At 75.4% G+C, this 17,696-nt stretch carries 16 protein-coding genes; 7 read left to right on the top strand and 9 right to left on the bottom strand.

Annotation, left to right across the window (positions count from 1 at the left end):
- Nucleotides 1–178: 178 nt before the first annotated feature.
- Nucleotides 179–1,318: an amidohydrolase gene (locus ACFV4F_RS05085; protein ID WP_380500482.1), complete on the top strand. Its 1,140-nt coding sequence runs from the start codon at nucleotides 179–181 to the stop codon at nucleotides 1,316–1,318.
- A gap of 94 nt (nucleotides 1,319–1,412) precedes the next feature.
- On the opposite strand, the gene ACFV4F_RS05080 is transcribed toward ACFV4F_RS05085, so the two are convergent.
- From ACFV4F_RS05080 to ACFV4F_RS05055, 6 genes are all read right to left on the bottom strand, one after another.
- A complete protein-coding gene (locus ACFV4F_RS05080; RefSeq protein WP_380500481.1) occupies nucleotides 1,413–2,132 on the bottom strand; it encodes an AMP-binding protein in 720 nt (239 codons plus the stop codon).
- A 35-nt stretch (nucleotides 2,133–2,167) separates the two neighbouring features.
- A complete protein-coding gene (locus ACFV4F_RS05075; protein WP_380436139.1) occupies nucleotides 2,168–2,395 on the bottom strand; it encodes a phosphopantetheine-binding protein in 228 nt (75 codons plus the stop codon).
- Between the two features lie 5 nt (nucleotides 2,396–2,400).
- Nucleotides 2,401–3,042, bottom strand: a complete 642-nt coding sequence (locus tag ACFV4F_RS05070) for an isochorismatase family protein (RefSeq protein ID WP_380500480.1) — start codon at nucleotides 3,040–3,042, stop codon at nucleotides 2,401–2,403.
- A gap of 7 nt (nucleotides 3,043–3,049) precedes the next feature.
- On the bottom strand, nucleotides 3,050–4,795 hold the full coding sequence (locus ACFV4F_RS05065; RefSeq protein ID WP_380500503.1) for a (2,3-dihydroxybenzoyl)adenylate synthase: 1,746 nt from the start codon (nucleotides 4,793–4,795) through the stop codon (nucleotides 3,050–3,052).
- A 95-nt stretch (nucleotides 4,796–4,890) separates the two neighbouring features.
- Nucleotides 4,891–6,120: an isochorismate synthase DhbC gene (dhbC, locus tag ACFV4F_RS05060; protein ID WP_380436135.1), complete on the bottom strand. Its 1,230-nt coding sequence runs from the start codon at nucleotides 6,118–6,120 to the stop codon at nucleotides 4,891–4,893.
- Between the two features lie 171 nt (nucleotides 6,121–6,291).
- Entirely contained in the window at nucleotides 6,292–7,071 is a 780-nt protein-coding gene (locus ACFV4F_RS05055; RefSeq protein ID WP_380500479.1) for a 2,3-dihydro-2,3-dihydroxybenzoate dehydrogenase, read from the bottom strand.
- 755 nt (nucleotides 7,072–7,826) lie between these two features.
- On the opposite strand from ACFV4F_RS05055, the gene ACFV4F_RS05050 reads away from it, so the two are divergent.
- Nucleotides 7,827–8,231, top strand: a complete 405-nt coding sequence (locus ACFV4F_RS05050; RefSeq protein ID WP_380500478.1) for a hypothetical protein — start codon at nucleotides 7,827–7,829, stop codon at nucleotides 8,229–8,231.
- Here ACFV4F_RS05050 and ACFV4F_RS05045 read toward each other — a convergent pair.
- Nucleotides 8,167–9,354: a CapA family protein gene (locus tag ACFV4F_RS05045; RefSeq protein ID WP_380500477.1), complete on the bottom strand. Its 1,188-nt coding sequence runs from the start codon at nucleotides 9,352–9,354 to the stop codon at nucleotides 8,167–8,169. The genes ACFV4F_RS05050 and ACFV4F_RS05045 overlap by 65 nt on opposite strands.
- Nucleotides 9,355–9,686: 332 nt before the next feature.
- Between ACFV4F_RS05045 and ACFV4F_RS05040 the strand changes: the two genes are divergently transcribed.
- The 3 genes from ACFV4F_RS05040 to ACFV4F_RS05030 all read left to right on the top strand — a co-directional run bounded on the left by ACFV4F_RS05040 (nucleotide 9,687) and on the right by ACFV4F_RS05030 (nucleotide 12,765).
- Entirely contained in the window at nucleotides 9,687–10,961 is a 1,275-nt protein-coding gene (locus ACFV4F_RS05040) for a M48 family metalloprotease (protein WP_380500476.1), read from the top strand.
- Nucleotides 10,962–10,990: 29 nt separating this feature from the next.
- Complete coding sequence (locus tag ACFV4F_RS05035) at nucleotides 10,991–11,413, top strand: MarR family winged helix-turn-helix transcriptional regulator (protein ID WP_380500475.1); 423 nt, start codon at nucleotides 10,991–10,993, stop codon at nucleotides 11,411–11,413.
- A gap of 161 nt (nucleotides 11,414–11,574) precedes the next feature.
- Nucleotides 11,575–12,765 (top strand): PP2C family protein-serine/threonine phosphatase, encoded by a 1,191-nt coding sequence (locus ACFV4F_RS05030; RefSeq protein WP_380436122.1) that lies wholly within the window; start codon nucleotides 11,575–11,577, stop codon nucleotides 12,763–12,765.
- Nucleotides 12,766–12,778: 13 nt separating this feature from the next.
- Here the strand turns inward: ACFV4F_RS05030 and ACFV4F_RS05025 are convergent, their stop codons facing one another.
- Both ACFV4F_RS05025 and ACFV4F_RS05020 read right to left on the bottom strand, forming a co-directional pair.
- The gene (locus tag ACFV4F_RS05025; RefSeq protein WP_380500474.1) at nucleotides 12,779–14,167 is read right to left on the bottom strand and encodes an ABC transporter substrate-binding protein; all 1,389 of its coding nucleotides are present in this window, start codon (nucleotides 14,165–14,167) and stop codon (nucleotides 12,779–12,781) included.
- Entirely contained in the window at nucleotides 14,158–14,769 is a 612-nt protein-coding gene (locus ACFV4F_RS05020; protein ID WP_380500473.1) for a hypothetical protein, read from the bottom strand. The genes ACFV4F_RS05025 and ACFV4F_RS05020 overlap by 10 nt, the downstream gene beginning before the upstream one ends.
- 167 nt (nucleotides 14,770–14,936) lie before the next feature.
- On the opposite strand from ACFV4F_RS05020, the gene ACFV4F_RS05015 reads away from it, so the two are divergent.
- Both ACFV4F_RS05015 and ACFV4F_RS05010 read left to right on the top strand, forming a co-directional pair.
- Entirely contained in the window at nucleotides 14,937–15,608 is a 672-nt protein-coding gene (locus ACFV4F_RS05015) for a hypothetical protein (protein WP_380500472.1), read from the top strand.
- A 6-nt stretch (nucleotides 15,609–15,614) separates the two neighbouring features.
- Nucleotides 15,615–17,558: an ABC transporter permease gene (locus ACFV4F_RS05010; protein ID WP_380500471.1), complete on the top strand. Its 1,944-nt coding sequence runs from the start codon at nucleotides 15,615–15,617 to the stop codon at nucleotides 17,556–17,558.
- Nucleotides 17,559–17,696 lie beyond the last annotated feature (138 nt).

The following is a 17,696-nucleotide window of genomic DNA, read 5'->3' as shown; positions in this document are numbered from 1 at the left end:
GGGGTCCGGTCGGGTCCGGCAGGCGGAACGGGAAGGCGGAACGGGAAGGCGGTTCGGCAAGGGGAACGGCAGGGGGAACAGCAAGGGACGAGCGACTTAGGTTAGCCTAACCTAAGGTCATACGATCTGGTCAACGGCCTGCTGGAGCGCGGGCCCTGACCGATCGGAGACACCCGCCGTGCCACTCACCACGACCAAGCGGGCCGTCCGCGAGCACGTCCACACTCACCGCGCGGACCTGCTCGCGCTCAGCCACCGCATCCACGCCCACCCCGAGACCGCGTTCGCGGAACACCGGGCGGCGGCCTGGTGCGCGGAACTGCTGGACGCCCACGGGTACGCGGTCACCGCACCAGCGGGCGGCCTCGACACCGCGTTCACCGCGACCCTCGGCAGCGGGCCGACGACCGTCGCGCTCGTCTGCGAGTACGACGCACTACCCGGACTCGGCCACGCCTGCGGGCACAACCTGATCGCCGCCGCCGGCGTCGGGGCGGCGCTCGGACTCGCCCCGCACGCGGACCGGCTCGGGCTGACGGTGCGCGTGATCGGCGCACCGGCGGAGGAACGCGGAGCCGGGAAGGCCCTGCTGCTCGACGCGGGCGTGTTCGACGGGGTGGACGCCGCGATGATGGTGCATCCATGCCCGGTGGAGGTCGCGGACTTCCGGTCGTTCGCGCTCGGCACCCTGTCCGTCCGCTACACCGGGCGCACCGCCCACCCGAGCCTCAACCCGCACGAGGGCCGCAACGCCGCCGACGCGCTGACCGTAGCCCAGGTCGCCCTCGGACTGCTGCGCCAGCACCTCCCGCCGCAGTGGCGCGTCCACGGCATCACGACGGCCGCCGAGACGGCGCCCAACCTCGTCCCGGACAGCGCGAGCGCCGAGTACGAGCTGCGGGCGACGGCGGCCGAGGACCTGACGGAGTTGCGCGAGCGCGTCGAGTCCTGCTTCCGCGCCGGGGCGCTCGCGACCGGCTGCGAGGTGACGCTGACGCGGCCCGAACCGGACTACCTCGACATGCGCGGCGACGCCGGACTGCTCGCCCTGTGGCGGGCGAACGCGGCGGCGCTGGGGCGCCCGGAACCGGTCGAGAGCGGACCGTTCGCCTGCACCGACATGGGCAACGTGTCGCACGCGGTGCCGGCGATCCACCCGGTCCTGGACATCACCGGCGGCACGTGCGCCCCGCACGAACCCGCCTTCGCGCAGGCGGCGGTGTCGACGGAGGGCGACCGCGCCGTGCTCGACGGCGCGGTCGCCATGGCGTGGACGGCGGCGGACTTCGCGGCGGGCCGGGCGGCGGCGGAGGACTGACGGGGGGACCGGGGGCGGGTAACAGATGACAACTTTCAGATAACAGATTTTGAAACCTGTTATCTGAAAGTTGTTCGCTGTCTTCTGTCGCCCGTCAGCCGTCAGCGAGCACGATCGCCGCACCCGTCCGCAGCGGCCAGAAGTACGCCCACGTCGGCAGCCCCGTCTGAAGCACCCGGTCGTCCGGGCCCAGCCGGTACGCCGCCTGGAGCTCGCGCACCCGGCGGTCCGCTTCCCCGTGCGTCAGCCGGGCGGCCGACGGGCGGGAGCCCGGGCCGGGGGCGACGCACAACGGGTGCTGCGGCGTCAGTGCCCTGGGCGGGTCGGTGGCGAGCCCGCCGCCGACCGCCAGGTCGTCCTCCTCCAGCACCAGCACCGGAGCTGCCTCGGTCAGGACGCCAGCGTCTCCCGGCTCCCCCAAATCCCCAAGCTCTCCCGGCTCCCCAAGCTCCCCCGGCTCCGGGGCCAGGAACGCCGCCCCCGACTTGGCCACCGCCAACAACGCGGTCAGCTGGTCCACCGGTCTCAGCCGGCCCAGCCCGACGACCGTGCCCGGCCGGGCACCCCGGGCGGCCAGGGCGCGCGCCAGCCGGTTGGCCGCCGCGTTCAGCTCGCCGTACGTCACCACCGCCCCGCCCGCGAGCACCAGCGCGGGTGCGGCGGGCGTCCGGGCGGCCTGCGCCTCGACCGGGCCGATCACGGTGGTCGGCGGGTGCTCAGCCGCCCGCTCCGGCCGCGCGCCACCGATCACGGTGACCGCCACCGCAGGCGCGACGGCGGGTGCGACGGCGCGCGCCCCAGCCGGCGCAACCACGGTCAGCGCAACCACGGTCAGCGCAGCCACGGCCGTCACGCCGCCGCGCCCAGCAGCGCGGCCCAGGCCCCGACCTCCGGGCGCTCGGCCAGCCGCACGAACGCGACGTCCGCGCCCTCGGCCCGCCAGCGCTCGGCGAGCGACATCAGCCGCACCGAGTCCAGCCCCCAGTCCGCCAGGTCCTCGTCCAGCGGGATGTCCGCCGGGTCCTCGCCGAGCAGGTCGGCGACCTCGGCCCGGATCCGCTCCACGGTGAAGGCCATGGCGCTCACTTCCCTTCCAGCATGCTCAGGACGGCGTCGGTGGTGGTGACCTGCCCGCAGCGGCCGGCCACCCAGGCGAGCGCGGCGCGGTGCTCGTCCGGCCCGAAGTCGGCGACGGCGTCGGCCACCACGAAGGCCGGCAGGTCGCGCATCCACGCGTCGCAGGCCGTGGCCTGGACGCCGATGTGGGCGTAGACGCCGGTGATCACCAACTGGTCCCGGCCCTGTTCGCGCAGCAGGCCCGCCAGCTCGGTGCGGACGAAGGCGCTGTACTTCCACTTGGTCAGGACGGTGTCCCCGGGGGCCGGTGCCACGGCGTCGGCGATCGCCACCGCGTGCGGGTCGTCCGGGATCCCGGGGCCCCAGAAGTCCTGCTGGAGACCGCGTTCGATCGCACTCTGCCCGCCGGGCTGGGCCGAGTACACGACCGGGATTCCCCGGGCGCGGGCCGCCTCGGCCAACCGCCGGACGTTGCCGAAGAGTTCGGGCACCGGGGCGGCGGACGGGTCGAAGGCGGAGAGGTAGTGGTTCTGCAGGTCGTGCACCAGGAGGACGGCGCGCGACGGGTCGACCGTCCAGGCCACCCGGTTTGGGGGCAGCTCGGCGGCGCCGGGCATGGGGTACGAGGGGATGCGGGGCAGGCCCACGGCGTCACTACTTTCGGTTCGGGCCGACGTTCGGCCCGACGTTCGGGCCAATATTCAGGGCGGCGTTCGGGCCGGCGTTCGAGCCAGGGGCCGTACGGAGGGAGGCGGCGATGGCGGCTCGCAGGTCCTTCTTGCTCACCTTGCCGATGCCGGTGGCGGGGAAGGCGTCGACGAACTCGACCCGGTCCGGCACCTTGTAGTCGGCGAGCCCGCGCCCGCGCACGAATCGCTTCAACTCGACGGCCTTCGGCTGGTGTTCGCTTTCGGCTCGCCGCAAGACGACGTACGCGCAGGTGCGTTCGCCGAGGTAGGGGTCGGGCATCGACACCACGGCCGCGTCGTGCACGGCCGGGTGGGCGAGCAGGTGGTTCTCGATCTCCTCGGCGGCCACCTTCTCGCCGCCTCGGTTGATCTGGTCCTTGGCGCGGCCCTCGACCACGAGATGGCCGGTGGAAGTGCGCCGGACGAGGTCCCCGGTGCGGTAGAAGCCGTCCGCCGTGAAGGAGTCGGCGTTGTGTCCGGGCGCGTTCCAGTAGCCGCGGATCGTGTACGGGCCGCGGGTGAGCAGGTGGCCGGTGGTCCCGTCCGGCACGTCCCGGTCGTGGTCGTCGACGACCCGGACCTCGTCGTCCGGGGAGATCGGGCGGCCCTGGGTCGTGGCGATGACGTCGTCGGGGTCGTCCAGGCGGGTGTAGTTGACGAGCCCCTCGGCCATGCCGAACACCTGCTGGAGCGTGCAGCCGAGGAGCGGGCCGACCCGGCGGGCGGCCTCCTCGCTGAACTTGGCGCCGCCGACCAGCAGGACCTCCAGACTCTCGAAGCCGCACGCGCCGCGCTCGGCGGCGTCCAGCCACAGCAGGGCGAGCGGCGGTACCAGGCCGGTGATCGTCACGCCCTCGCGCCCGATCAGCGGGAACGCCGTTTCGGGGCCCGGCCGCGGGCAGAGCACCACCCGGCCGCCCGCGTACAGCGTGCCGAGCGAACCGGGCGAGCTGAGCGGGAAGTTGTGCGCGACGGGCAGGGCACACAGGTAGACGCTGTCCTGGTCCAGCGCGCACAGCTCGACGGAGCCGCGCAGGGAGTAGATGTAGTCGTCGTGGGTGCGCGGGATCAGTTTCGGTACGCCGGTGCTGCCGCCGGAGAGCTGGAGGAACGCGACCTCCCCGGGCTGCGGCTCGCCGAACTCCCCTCCGAGGGGCATGTCGCAGGGCAGCACATCGCAGGGCACGTCGGCCAGCCGCACGTGCCCCCCGGGGTCCTCCCCCGCCACCAGCACCAGCCGCAGCCTGGGACTCTCCGCCTGTACCCGGTCCGCCAGTTCGCGGTAGTCGAAGCCCCCGTCGACGTCCGGGATCACGTACGCGACCGCGCCCGTGAAGGAGCAGAAGTGCCCGATCTCGGTGTACCGGTGGGCGGGCAGCGCGAAGACCGGCAGCGCGCCGATCCGGAACAGCCCGAAGACCACCTCGAAGAACTCGGCGACATTGGGCAGTTGGACCACGACGCGATCCCCGCGCCGGATCCCCCGGGCCAGCAGTCCGGCGGCCATCCGGTCGGCCCGGCGGTCGAGTTCGGCGTACGTCCAGCGCCGCCCCTCCCCCGCCGGATCGACGATCGCGACGCGCTCGCCGTGCGCGGCGGCGCGTTCGCGCAGCATCCGGCCGAAGGTCTCGCCGCGCCAGTGCCCGGCGGCCCGGTAGCGCTCAGTGAACTCGGCCGGATACGGGGTGAATCCGGCCAGCACCTCGTCCATGGGCGTCACCTCGCTCGGAGCCGTCGCCTCTTCCGACCCCGTCGCCTCGTCCAGCCCCGTCGCCTCTTCCGACCCCGTCGCCTCGTCCAGCCGACTCATCGCGGCACCCCCGCCGCGTCCAGGAAAGTGCGGAACTTGGCCTCGGTCTCGGCGAGTTCGGCCTCCGGCCGGGACTGCGCGACGACGCCCGCGCCCGCAAAGACGCGCAGGGTGCGCTCGTGCGCCTCGGCGCAGCGGATGGTGACCACCCACTCGCCGTCGCCGTCCACGTCCCCCCAGCCGACCATGCCGGCGTACAGGCCGCGGTCGAACGGTTCAGTCTCGCCGATGACTCTGCGGGCGACGGGGGTCGGGGTGCCGCACACCGCCGGGGTGGGGTGCAGCGCGGCGGCCAGTTCCAGCGCGGAGGCGGCCGGGTCGGCCAGTTCGCCGGTGATCGTCGTCGCGAGGTGCCACATGGCGGCCGTGCGCACGAGGGTCGGCCGCGCCGGGATGTCGAGGGTGCGGCAGTACGGTGCCAGCGCGGTGCGGATGGCGTCGACCACGACGGCGTGTTCGTGCAGGTCCTTGGGCGATTCCAGGAGGGCGGCCGCCCGGCGGACGTCCTCGCCGAGGTCGGCGCTGCGCGGCACCGAGCCGGCCAGCGGGTTGGCGAGGACGGCCGTTCCCCGGCGGGAGAGCAGGAGTTCGGGGCTGGCGCCGATCAGCGTACGGCCGCCGCCGGCGGGGACGGCGAAGGTGTACCCGCCCGGGTCGCGGCGGGCGAGGCGCTGGAGGACGGCGGGCAGGTCGAGCGGGGCGCCGGAGGTCAGTTCGAGCGTGCGGGCCAGGACGACCTTGCTCAACTCCCCTGCGCGCAGCCGTTCGACGGCCGCCGCGACGCCGGCGCCGTACCCGGCTGGCTCGGGTACCGGGCGCACCTGCCAGTCCACCTGTTCGGCCGGCGGTGCGGGGAGGGCTATCAGCGGGTCGTCGCGCAGTGCGCCGGTGGCGCGGACCCGGACGGGCACGGTGAGTTCGGCCCGCGCGTCGTGGTCGAACGCCACCGCGCCCACCACGAACGGTCGTTCGACTCCAGCCCGGCGGGCGTCGGCGAGCGTGGCGGCCACGCGGGCGGGCAGCGGGCGCCCGTCCTGCGGCACCCGGGCAAGGACGCCGGAGGTGAGCAGGGTGCGGGTCGGCGAGGCAAAGAAGGCCTCGTCGGGGGCGGCCCGGTACTGGCCGAGCAGGCCGCTGGCCGCGCCGATGACGGTGTGGTCCGGGGCGGTGGTGGCCGCGGGGGGATACGGCGGGTCCCCGACGGGGGCGTGGTGGACCGTGGTCACCTGGAGTCTCCAGTCTGCGTGGGGTGGACGTCCGGGAGCTGCCCGGGAGTTGACGGCCGACGGGGGCCTGGGGAGGCGTCGGCCGGGAAGGATCGGAAAGGACCGGAAAGGACCAGAACGGGCCTGGGGGCCCGGGCAACGGAACGGCGGCCCGAGGGCCCGATCCGCCCGTCAGGCGCGCAGGGTGGCGCCGCCGTCGACGTACAGGTCGTGCATGGTGATGTGCCGGGCCCGGTCGGAGACCAGGAACAGCACGGCCTCGGCGACGTCGGCGGGTGCGGCGATCCGACCGAGCGGGATGCCGACCCGCCAGGCGGCCAAGTCGCCGTCGATCACGCGTTGTTGGGCGGCCTCCGCGTCGTCGCCCCAGAGAGAGCGCTGCATCGCGGTGTCGGTCGAGCCGGGTGAGACGATGTTGCAGCGCACGCCCGAGCGGGCGAGTTCGAGCCCGAGGCAGCGGGTGAACATGGTGGCCGCCGCCTTGGAGGCCGCGTAGGCGGCCATCCCGGCGCGGGGCACGCCGGCGGCGTTGGAGCCGACGGTCACGATGGCACCGCCCCCGCGCGCGGCCATCCGCCGGCCGGCCGCGCGGCACGCGTGGAACACCCCGGTGGAATTGACGGCGAAGATGTCCGCCCAGTCCCGGTCGGAGAGTTCGACGGCGGGTGCGGCACGGAGGATCCCGGCGACGTTCACCAGGGCGCCCAGCGGCCCGAGTCGGGCCTCGACGGACGCCACGACGGCCTCGACGGCGGCCGGGTCCGTCACGTCCAGGACGTACGGGCGGATGGCGGGCGACTCCCCGGCGAGCACGGCGAGCGCGCCGGCGTCACGGTCCGCCGCCGCGACGACGACCCCCTCGGCGACCAGCGCCCGGACGACGGCCGCGCCGATGCCCCGGGCGGCCCCGGTGACCAGGGCGACCGTACCGGCGAGTTCGGACTGCAGCACGGACTTCCCCTCCGACCAACCCTCTTAGGTAAGGCTAACCTAACACAGCTGTTCGCCTACGCCCAGACGCCGGGAAGCACGGTGCTCCCGCGACCGAACCACCCCGGACACCCGGCCTCCTGAAGACCCGACAGCCCGAAGCGCGGCGGTCCGAAGCGCGACAGTCCCAAGCACCGCAGCCCGAAGAGCAGCAGCCCGCCCATCGGAACCCCGCCGGGCCGCCACCGCATCCGTGTAGAGCCCAGTCGTGAAGTCGCCTTCCTCGATGCCGAGTTCGGCCATCAGCCCGCGCACCACGTCCAGCGCCGGAGCCAGCTCGCCCGAGCCCTCGGCGGCCGTCTCCACCTCCAGGTACACCCCGTCGAGCCCGGGGACCCGGGGACCCGGGGACCCGGACGAGGGTCGCGAAGAGGCCGGGATCCGTCCGCGCCCTCGATCTCGCGGATCCGTAGCTCCCGGTCGCCGTCGAGCAGTTCGCCGCCCGGCGTGTCGTAGGAGGTGTCCCGGTACACCTCCGCCCGCCCCGGACCGTACCCGCCCTCCAGGTGGCGCAGGACCGCCCCCGGTCGGCGCACGAGCGCCTTCAGTTGCGCCTCGATCGTCCGTCCGCCTTCCGGGCCGCACGACGGCGCCAATCGGACGGCGCCAATCGAACGGCACCACCCGACGGTCCGCCCCGGGGGCCGATTCTGCCGTCGTCCGCACGTGCCGAAAACCGGGTGCCGCCGCGCGCCGGCTCTCCTAGCCTGGCGTGCATGTGCACGCGATCTCAGACCTCCCGGCGCCACTACGTCTGCGTGTCCTGCCGGGTGTCGATTAAGCGCCACGGCGCACCGGGGCGGGACGGGTGCCCGCGCTGCGGCGGGCAGTTGACGGACGCCGGGCACGACCTGGAGGTGCCGGGGAAGCGGGACGACGCCGGCTGGCGGGCGCTCACGGCGCTGCTGGGCGCGGGCGTGACGTTCCACTCCTCGTGCTGCGACGGGCCCGGCTGGCGCCCGCGCACGCCGCGCGAGGTCCGCGAGCGGCTGGCCGCGTCGCGCGGCACCGGGCTGTCCGCGGCCGCGGCGCTGACCACCCGGGACGTCGGCGAGCTCAGTGCGCGGCGGCGGGAGCGGGCGCGAGTCCCGCGCAGCCGCGCAGGCCGTCGCGCCGCTTGAGCGCGGCCTCGGCGGCGGCGCCGGTGACGGGCACCGGAACGCCCCGGTCGTCGACCGTCGCCGGGGCGAACGCCTCGCCGGTCACCCGGCCGTCGCCGGTGACGGTCAGCGTGGTGACGCCGGTCTCGTTCGAGAACGGGTAGTTGGAGGTGCCGTACCAGAGGAAGTTGCCGAAGCCGTACCCGATGTAGGTGTTCCCGAGCATGCCGGAGCCGACCATCGTGTGGGCGTGGGTGCCGACCACGGCGGTGGCGCCGGCGGCGGCGAGCTTCTTCGCGATGGACGTCTGGTCGGCGGTCGGGCAGGCCTTGCCCTCCTCGCCCCAGTGCAGGTAGACGAGGACGACGGAGGCCTGGCGCTTCGCGTCCTCCACCGCCTTGACGACGGCGGGGACGTCGAGGGCGGAGGCGATGCCCGGCTTGGCGGCGCCGGCGCGCCACTTCTGGTTGGTGAGGTCCTCGATCTGGCTGGCCGCGACGACGGCGACCTTCACGCCGCGCACCGTGGAGACGTACGGCGCGTACGCCTCCTTGGCGGTGCGGCCGACGCCGATGACCGGGATCGGCGCGGAGTCCTTGGCCGCGAGGGTGTCGGCGAGGCCGTCGGCGCCGAAGTCGACGGCGTGGTTGTTCGCCATGGAGACGACGTCGACGCCGGAGGCCTTGAGGGCGTCGAGCGCCTTGGGCGTGGTGCGGAAGGTGTAGAGCTTGGGCTCCGGGGCGCCGCGGCCGGTGATCGCGGTCTCCAGGTTGAGCACGGACAGGTCGGCGTCCGCGAGGGTCGCGGAGATCGGGCCGAGCGGCGGCTCGGGCGGCTGCACGGCGAGCCGGGCCTCGGTGCGGCCCTCGAAGTGGACGTCCCCGGCGAAGGCCACCCGGATGGTCCCGTCGGGCCGCGGCGCCGTCGGCTTGGCCGTCGCGGGGGCGGGAGCTGCCGCGGAGGCGGTCGGCACGGAGGAGCCCTTCCCCGAAGCCGCGGCCGACGGGGCGGCGGCGGACGCGGAGGCCCCGGACGCAGAGGCTCCGGCCCCGGACGCCGCGTCGTCGGGCCCGCACGCGGCGACGCCCGTCAGCCCGAGCAGGAGCGCGGTGCAGGCGGCAGCGGACGAGACGGCGCGGCGCATGAGTGGTTCCCCCCGAGATCAACACCAGCAGCAAGACGAAGCGGCAACGCAGAGCAGCACGACGGAGCGGCCGCACGGAGCATCGGCACAAGAGCGGTCAGCCTACGTCACGCACCCGCGCGGTTTCGGCACCGTTCGGACACAGTGCGGACAAGACCGGAGCCGGAACCCACCCGCCCGAAGCCAGGGCCCACCCGGCCAACGGGGGGTGAACCCGCCGGAGGACGGGCCACGCCCCGGCCCGGTGCGCCATGCTGAACCCCGACACGCTGCACCCCGACACGCTGCACCCCGACACCCGCCGTCCAGGACCCCGGAGCCGCACCCCTCCCATGGACACCACGACCACGGACGACTTCACCCCCGCCGAACGCGCCCGCGGCCGGGCCCTGCGCCGCGCCCAGCTCCCGTGGGCGCTGGGCGGGCGGCTGACCGATCTCGCGCTCACCCTCGTCCTCGGCCTCACCCCCGCCGGGGCGGGCCTGGTGAGCGCCGTCGGCGGCTGGTTCGGCGGCTCCCGCACGGCCGAGGTCCTGGCGGGCGCGGCGGCGCTGGTCGTGCTCGGCCAGGCGGCGCAGCTGCCGTTCGGCGCCGGCGCGCGGACCGTCCGGGCCCGGTACGGGCTGGTGACACAGGGCTGGGCGGGCTGGGCGCTGGACGCGGTGCGCGGCCTGGCGCTGGCGCTCGTGCTGGCCCTGCCGCTCGCGCTCGGGCTGTTCGCGCTGACGGCGTGGTCGCCGCAGCGCTGGTGGGTGTCGGGGGCGGGCGCGGCGGCGGTGCTCGTCGGCGCGCTGTCGTTCCTGCACCCGCTCGTGGTCGAGCCGGTGTTCAACCGCTTCACCCCGATGCCGGAGGGGCCGCTGCGGACGGCGCTGCTCGCGCTGGCGCAGCGGGACGGCGTCGGGATCCGCGACGTCCTGGTGGCGGACGCCTCCCGGCGGACGACCGCGCTGAACGCGTACGTGTCGGGGCTGGGCGCGACCCGCCGGATCGTCGCGTACGACACGCTGCTGTCGACGGCCGAGCCGCGCGAGGTGGAGCTGGTGGTCGCGCACGAGCTGGGGCACGTGAAGCACCGGGACGTCCTGACCGGCACCGTGCTGGGCGCGGCGGGCGCGGCCGTGGCGGTGGTGGTGCTGGGTCTGCTGGGCACGTGGCGGCCGCTCCTGGAGGCGGCCGGGGCGGCGGACGCGGCGGATCCGCGGGCGCTGCCGCTGCTGGCGGCGATCGGGGCGCTGCTGGGCGCGCTGTCGGGGCCGGCGCAGTGCGCGGCGAGCCGCCGGATCGAGGCCAGGGCGGACCGGCACGCCCTCGAACTGACCTCGGACGCCGAGCAGTTCATCGCGATGCAGCGCAGACTGGCACTGGCCAACGTGTCCGATGTCGACCCGCCCCGGGTGCTTGAGCTACTGTTCGCCACTCACCCCAGCGCGACCCGCCGGATCGCCGCCGCCCGCGCGTGGCGGGCCGAGGGCACGAGCGCCGACGGGACACCGGGCGGACCGGCGGGCGAGTCGACCGACGGGCCGACGGACCGGTCGACGGACGAGCCCACGGACGGGCCGACCGGCGGACCGGCGGGCATCCCGCCGAAACCCGTTGTATAGTGCAACAAATCCCGAGGAGGTAGGACGCCGTGCCCGGCCGCCAGACGTCGATCGACACCATCCAGCGCGAGCTGACCGCCTTCGCCCGCCGCGCCCGCCACAAGGCCTCGCAGCTGCACCCTGACCTCTCCCTGGTCACCTACAGCATCCTCGACCTGATCACCGAGCGCGGCGGCTGCCGGGCGGCCGACGTCGCGGCGTACTTCATGCTCGACAAGTCCACCGTCAGCCGGCAGGTCACCGCCCTGGAGCGGCTCGGCCTGCTGCGCCGCGAGACCGACCCGGACGACCAGCGCGGCCAGATCCTGCGCGCCACCGACGCCGGGCTCACCCTCCTGCGGGACGCCAACGAACAACGCCGGCTGGCCTTCACCGAGCGCTTCACCGACTGGTCAGACGCCGACATCTCGCGCTTCGCCGACTACCTCGCCCGCTACGGCGCCGAGGGCTGACCCTCCCCGGACAGCCACCGGCCCCCACACCCGCCCCCCGCCACCCACCGGCCCCCGCACCGGACACCCACCGGCCCCCGCACCCGCCGCCCGCCACCCACCGGCCCCCGCGGACGCCGCCCGGGGTGCGCCGCACCGCCCCCACGGTGTACAGAGGAGAGGTGCCACTACGGCAGCGAGACCGTGACCCGCGCCCCCGCGACCGCCGCCGACCGTGGCGGCTCGACCGCCGCGCGCTGACGGCGCTGCCGCTCGCGCTGATCGTCGTCATCACGGTCGTCGACATCCTCTCGCCGCCGGACATCCACCTCGGCCCGCTGCTGATCGTGGCCCCGGCGCTCACCGCCTCCCTGGCCGGCGCCCGCGCCACGTTCGGCGTCGCCGTGCTCGCGCTCGCCGCGCTCGCCGTCATCGGCGGCGTCCGGGAGGCGGGCCTCACCACCACGAACATCCAGACCCAGCTCGCCGCTCAGCTCGCCGTCTCGGTGCTGATCGTCACCCTGCGGGTGCTGCGCGACCGGCACGAGCGCGAGCTGGCCCGGGTCCGCTCGGTGTCCGAGGCCGCCCAGCGGGTGCTGCTGCGCCCCCTCCCGGACCGGATCGGGCCGCTGCACCTCGCCTCCGTCTACCTGGCCGCCGAGGCCGAGGCGCAGGTCGGCGGGGACCTCTACGCGGCGGCCCGCACCCCGACCGGCACCCGGCTCCTGGTGGGCGACGTGCGCGGCAAGGGCCTGTCCTCGCTCGGCGACGCGGCGCTCCTGCTCGGCGCCTTCCGCGCCGCCGCCCACCTGCACGCCGAGCTGCCCGGGCTCGCCGCCTACCTGGACGGCAGCGTCTGCTGGGACCTCGCCCAGCTCAGCGCCCAGGCGAGCCACCGGCGGCTGGTCGGCGGGTCCGGCGACGGGCCCGAGGAGGACGCCGGGGCGGACGACAGCGGCGAGTCCTTCATCACCGCCGTCCTGCTCGACATCCCCGACGACGGCACCGAGGTCCGCCTGATCGACTGCGGCCACCCGCCCCCGCTGCTCCTGCGCGCCGACGGCATCACCCCGCTGGCCGCCGACCACCCGGCGCCGCCGCTCGGCCTCGGCGAACTGGCGCCGGGCGAGTACCGGGTCGAGGTGTTCCCGTTCCGGCCCGGCGACCGGCTGCTGATCTACACGGACGGCGTGATCGAAGCCCGGGACGCCCGCAAGCGCTTCTACCCGCTCACCGAACGCGTCACGGCCTGGCAGGCCGACCGCCCGTCCGTCCTCCTGCACCGCCTGCGCCGCGACCTCCTGGCCCACGTCGGCGGCCACCTGGACGACGACGCGGCGATGGTCGTGGTCGAGCGGCTCCCGGACGACTGACGCACCGGACCGGTCAGGGCTTGTACGGCAGCTGGGGCACGTCGTAGCAGGTCGTCGTCATCGACGGCACCTGGGTGACCCAGCCGCCCGCGCCGCCCCCGGCCGAGTCCTGCCAGCGGGCGGCGTTCAGGCAGGCGCGCACGGGGCCCGCGGGCGGCGGCTCGGGGACGAAGGAGGCGGGCAGGATCAGGCCGTGCGCGTCGTACGGCTCGGCGCGGTTCATGAACGCCTCCACGCAGGCCCGGGTGAGCGCCGCGCCGCAGGAGTCCATCGCGTCGGTGAGCCACTGGGCGCCCGCCCAGCCCTCCAGCTCCCAGGCGGACAGCTGCGCCGCCCGGTCGGGGTAGTAGCGGGCCATCGCCGCCCGGAAGTCGCGCACCGCCGGGTACTGCCGGTCCTCGTAGTTCAGGCTGGACGAGGTCGCCCAGAGCGCGTTGCGGCAATCGGGTGAGGACTGGTAGTCGGTGCGCACCGACTCCGACCAGTTCTGCACGTTGGTCACCTTCGCCGTCACCCGCGCCCCGGCCTCGTCCAGGGCGCGGCACAGGGCCGCGTTGCCGCGGGTGTCCATGGCGTCGAAGAGGAGCTGCGAGCCGTCGGCGCGGACGGCGGCGGCGACCGCCTGGAAGTCCGGCAGCGCGAAGTCCACCGTCTGGAGCAGCACCCGGTAGCCCTCCGCCTCCAGCCCGGCCTTCAGCTGGGCGGCGTAGCGGGCCGAGTCGGCCTGGTTGTAGGCGACGACGGCGGCGCTGGCCGCACCCAGGCGCTCCTTGAAGAAACGGAACACCTCGGTGCTCTGGTAGAGCGTCCCGTTCCAGCCCACCGACCGCCCGTCGCGCGGGGCCGCGCTGCCGTAGATGCCGTACAGGTGCGGCCAGCGGTCGTAGGCGGTGCCGATCGGCTGCCCGCCGACGTCCGGCACGGCCTTGCCGCTGACGTACGGCGCGCCCGCGTAGTCGAGGACGCTGCCGCTCGCGAAGGCGAAGACGTGGGCCTGGTCGACCAGGCGGTGGACGCAGTCCTGGTTGCCGATGCCGCTGCCGGCGTCGTCGCACGTGACGAGGCGGACGGTGCGCCCGTGCAGGCCGCCGCGGTCGTTGAGGGCTTGGAAGAAGGCCTGGGCGCCGTAGCGCGGGCCGCTGAACACGTCGCTGCCGACCGGGCTGGTCAGCGACGTGACGATGCCGATCCGGATCTCGCCGGCGGTGACACCGGTGTCCGAGGCCGGGTTGGCGCCGGACGCGGGGCCGGGACCGGGCCCCGGACCGGACCCCGGGCCTGCGGGGGTGGGGCGGCCGGTGAACGCGCCGTCCGGGAGCCGGGTGCCGCAGGCCGTCAGCAGCAGGAGCAGGGCCAGCAGGACGGCGGGCACCCGGCGGGGGGCGGCGGCCGTCAGCCGCATCCGGGGATCGGGGTGCCGCTGGCGCCGGCGGCCTGGGTGAGGAGGCCGCAGAGCGTGGCGCGGCCGACCTTCCAGGTGCCGTTGTCGAGGACGGCCTGGCCGGAGGCGCTCGGCTCGACGACGGTGCCCTGCAGGGAGAGCGCGTAGGTGACGGTGGCGTCCGTGGCGTCCGTGAACGTCACGTCGGACACCTTGGCCTGCACCTGGCCGACCCGCGGGTCCTGGGAGAAGCCCTGGAGGACGGGGAGCAGCACGTCACCGTTCTGGAGCAGCCTGGCCTTGTCGGCGATGGGGGTGGCCGGGTCGAAGAACTTCTCCCAGTTGGCGGTGACCTCGGCCTTCGCGGCGGCCGGGTCGGCGGGCGCGGTGCCGCTCGCGGAGGCGCCGGGCGAAGCGGCGGAACCGGCACCGGCCACCGCCGACGAGATGGCCGCCGACGCCGAGGAAACGGCCGCCGACGCCGCCGACTTCACCGAGGACGCCGACGACGAACCGGACTTGCTACTGCTGCACGCGGCCACCGACCCGGCCAGCAGCAGCGCGAGCAGCGCGCTCGCCGCCGTCCGCAGGACCCTGGGCTTGCCGCTCTCCGTCACAGGCATTGCTGTTCCCTTTCGGGTGTTCCCCCGCGGGTTCGACCTCGCGGGGGTTCGATCTCGCGGATTCGACCTTGGGGGGGTCGATCCGGTGGGTTCGATCCGGTGGTCTCCCGGATGCCGTTCCAGGCCGATCCTGGAAACGTCGCAAGTGACACCATGAAGGCGGATCGATGGACGAATCGCAATCCGGCGGACGAACCGCCCGGAACGCCGTGCGGGAGTCCCCCGTCCGGCGCGGCGCCCGTCGGCCGCGGGCCCTGCGGGGCACGCGCGAGTGGGCCGGGTGGCTGCTCGTCGCGGCCGGGGCGGTGCTGTGCGTACTGGGCTGGTACGGGGTGTCCGGCGAGCGCTTCGCCGAGCAGCAGATCCCCTACCTGGCGTCGTCCACGATCCCCGGCGCGGCGCTGATCGTGGCGGGCGCCGTGCTGGTCGCGCTGCGGTCGCCGCCCCCGTCCGGGCGCGGCGACCCGACCGATCTCCGGGTGGAGCGGCTGTACGCGCTCCTGGTCGAGCCGGACGAGCCTAACGATCCGGATGAGCCGGACGAGCTGGGTGAACCGGACGAGCCGGGGGCTGCCGGGGACCCGTCGTTCTCCCCGGAGTCCGAGAGCCGCGGATGGCTTGCCGTGCCCGGCGGCACGCACTACCACCGGCCGGACTGTCCGCTCGTCGCCGGGAAGGACACGGCCGTGCGGGTGGGCCCGGAGGCCGTCCGGACCCGGGGCCTGACGGCCTGTCCGGTCTGCGAGCCGCCCACCACGCCGGACGGGGACCCCGGGGCACCCGGCGGCCCCGCCGCCACCACCACCCGTCCGGGCGAGTCCGCCCCGCCCGCCGGCTGAGCCCCGATGGCCGCCTCCGGCTCGCTCGGCCTCACCGTCGACCTCGCCCTCGCCGGGCTCACCGTCGGCAGCGCCGCCGCGCTCAGCGGCATCGGCCTGGTGGTGTGCCACCGCGCCACCGGCGTGCTCAACATCGCCCAGGGCGCGCAGGCGATGGCCGTCGCCTACCTGCTGCGCGACCTCGTCGTGGTGCGGCACTGGCCGGTGTGGCCCGCCGTCGCGTTCTGCCTGCTGCTCGTCGCCCCCGCGCTCGGCGTGCTGCTGGACGTCCTCGTCTACCGCCCCCTGCAACGGCGCGGCGCCGGACCGGCCGACACGATGGTCGCCGGGCTCGGCGTGTTCGTGCTGCTCATCGGTGCCGTCGTGCTGCTGTGGGGCGCCGCGCCGCTGGCCGGGGCACCCTCGCCGTTCGGCGGCGCGCCGATCCGGCTGCCCGGCGGGCACGCGTTGCGGCCCGACACCGTCGCCCAGCTCGCCGCGATCCTCGTGCTCGCGCTCACCGTCGCCGCCACCACCCGCTGGACCCGCTTCGGCCTGCACCTGCGCGCCGTCGTCGACGACCGCCGCCTCGCCGGCCTCGCCGGGGTGGACGCCGACCGGGTCTCGGCCGCCGGGTGGGCGTTCGGCTCGTTCACCGCCGGACTGGTCGGCATCGCCCTCGCGCCGTACCTGCTGCTCGACCCGTACGGGCTGCCGCTGCTGGTCATGGAGACCATGGCGGTCGCCGTCGCGGCCCGGCTGCGCAGCATCCCGGTCGCCGTCGCCACCGGGCTCGGCCTCGGCGTCGCCCAGGCCGAGCTCACCCGGCTGCGCCCGGCCGGGCAGTTGCTGCCGCTGGTGGAGGCGGTGCAGTCGAACCTGTTCGTGATCGCCCTGCTCGCCACCGCGCTGCTCGCCGGACCGCGCATCTCCGGCGAACGGGCCGGCTCTCCCGCGTTCTCGGCGCCCGGGGCCGCGGATGGCGGGCGCGGTGCGGCGGCGGTGTGCCTCGTGCTGCTCCTGCTGCCGCTCGGCTTCCGGGGCAACGACCTGCGCAGCGCGCTGCTCGTACCGGCGCTCGCCCTCGTGCTGCTGTCGATCGTCGTGGTCACCGGGTACGGCGGGCAGATCTCGCTCGGCCAGGCGGGGTACGCGGGGATGGGCGCGCTCGGGACGGCGCTGCTGATGTCGGGCCGGGTGCCCGGGCTCCCGCCGCTGCCGGCCGCGCCCGCGCTGCTGCTCGCCGTGCTCGCGACCGCGCCGCTCGGGCTGCTCACCGGCTGGCCGGCGATCCGGCGGCGCGGGCTGGCGCTCGCGCTGGTCACGTTCGCGGTTGGGACGGCGATGAGCCGGTTCGTCTTCCAGCAGCCGTACGCGACCACCGGGCTCACCCTCGACCGGCCGTCCTTCCTGGCCGGGGACCGCGCCTTCTACGTCGCCGAGCTCCTGCTGCTGGGGCTCGGGGCGGCGGTCGTGCGCGGCCTCCACCGGGGGCGCCTCGGGCGGGCGCTGACCGCGATGCGCGACCACGAGGCCGGCGCCGTCGCGGCGGGGGTGGACGTGCCCGGGCTGAAGCTGCTCGCCTTCGTGGCGGGCGCGGCGCTCGCGGCGCTGGGCGGCGGGCTGATGGGGCTCGCGGGGCGGGCCTTCGACGCGGCGTCGTTCGACCCGGTGCGTGGGCTGCTGTGGTTCGCGGCGGTGGTGGTCGCGGGGGCGGACAGCGCGCTGGGGGCCGTCCTGGCCGCCGCCCTGCTGATCGGCCTCGACGCGGGCACGGTCGCGGGTGTATCGGCGGTGGCGGTGGGCGTCCTCGCCGCCGCCATCGGACGGCTCCCCGGCGGGCTCGCCGCTCTGCCCGGCCGCAGGTCCGCGCAGGCGCCGCCACCACTGCCGCCCGGGCGCCTCACCCCGGCGGGCCAGCGGGTGCGGGCGACGATCGCGGGGCGGATCGCGCGGGAGGAGGAGCGGTGAGCGCGGGCACGGCGGTGTGCGGGCGGGCCGCGAGCGAGGCTTCACAGGAGAGCGGGGGGGCCGGGGGAGATGAATAAAGACTGTTTTTTGTTATGGATTAGTGTCTGTTAGAATCGGGGCGCCGGGGGCGGCGCGGCG

The organism is Kitasatospora sp. NPDC059722 (genome assembly GCF_042733235.1).
Lineage (GTDB): Bacteria > Actinomycetota > Actinomycetes > Streptomycetales > Streptomycetaceae > Kitasatospora.
The sequence above is the reverse complement of the archived record's forward strand: the minus strand, read 5'-3'. Positions and strand labels throughout refer to the sequence as shown.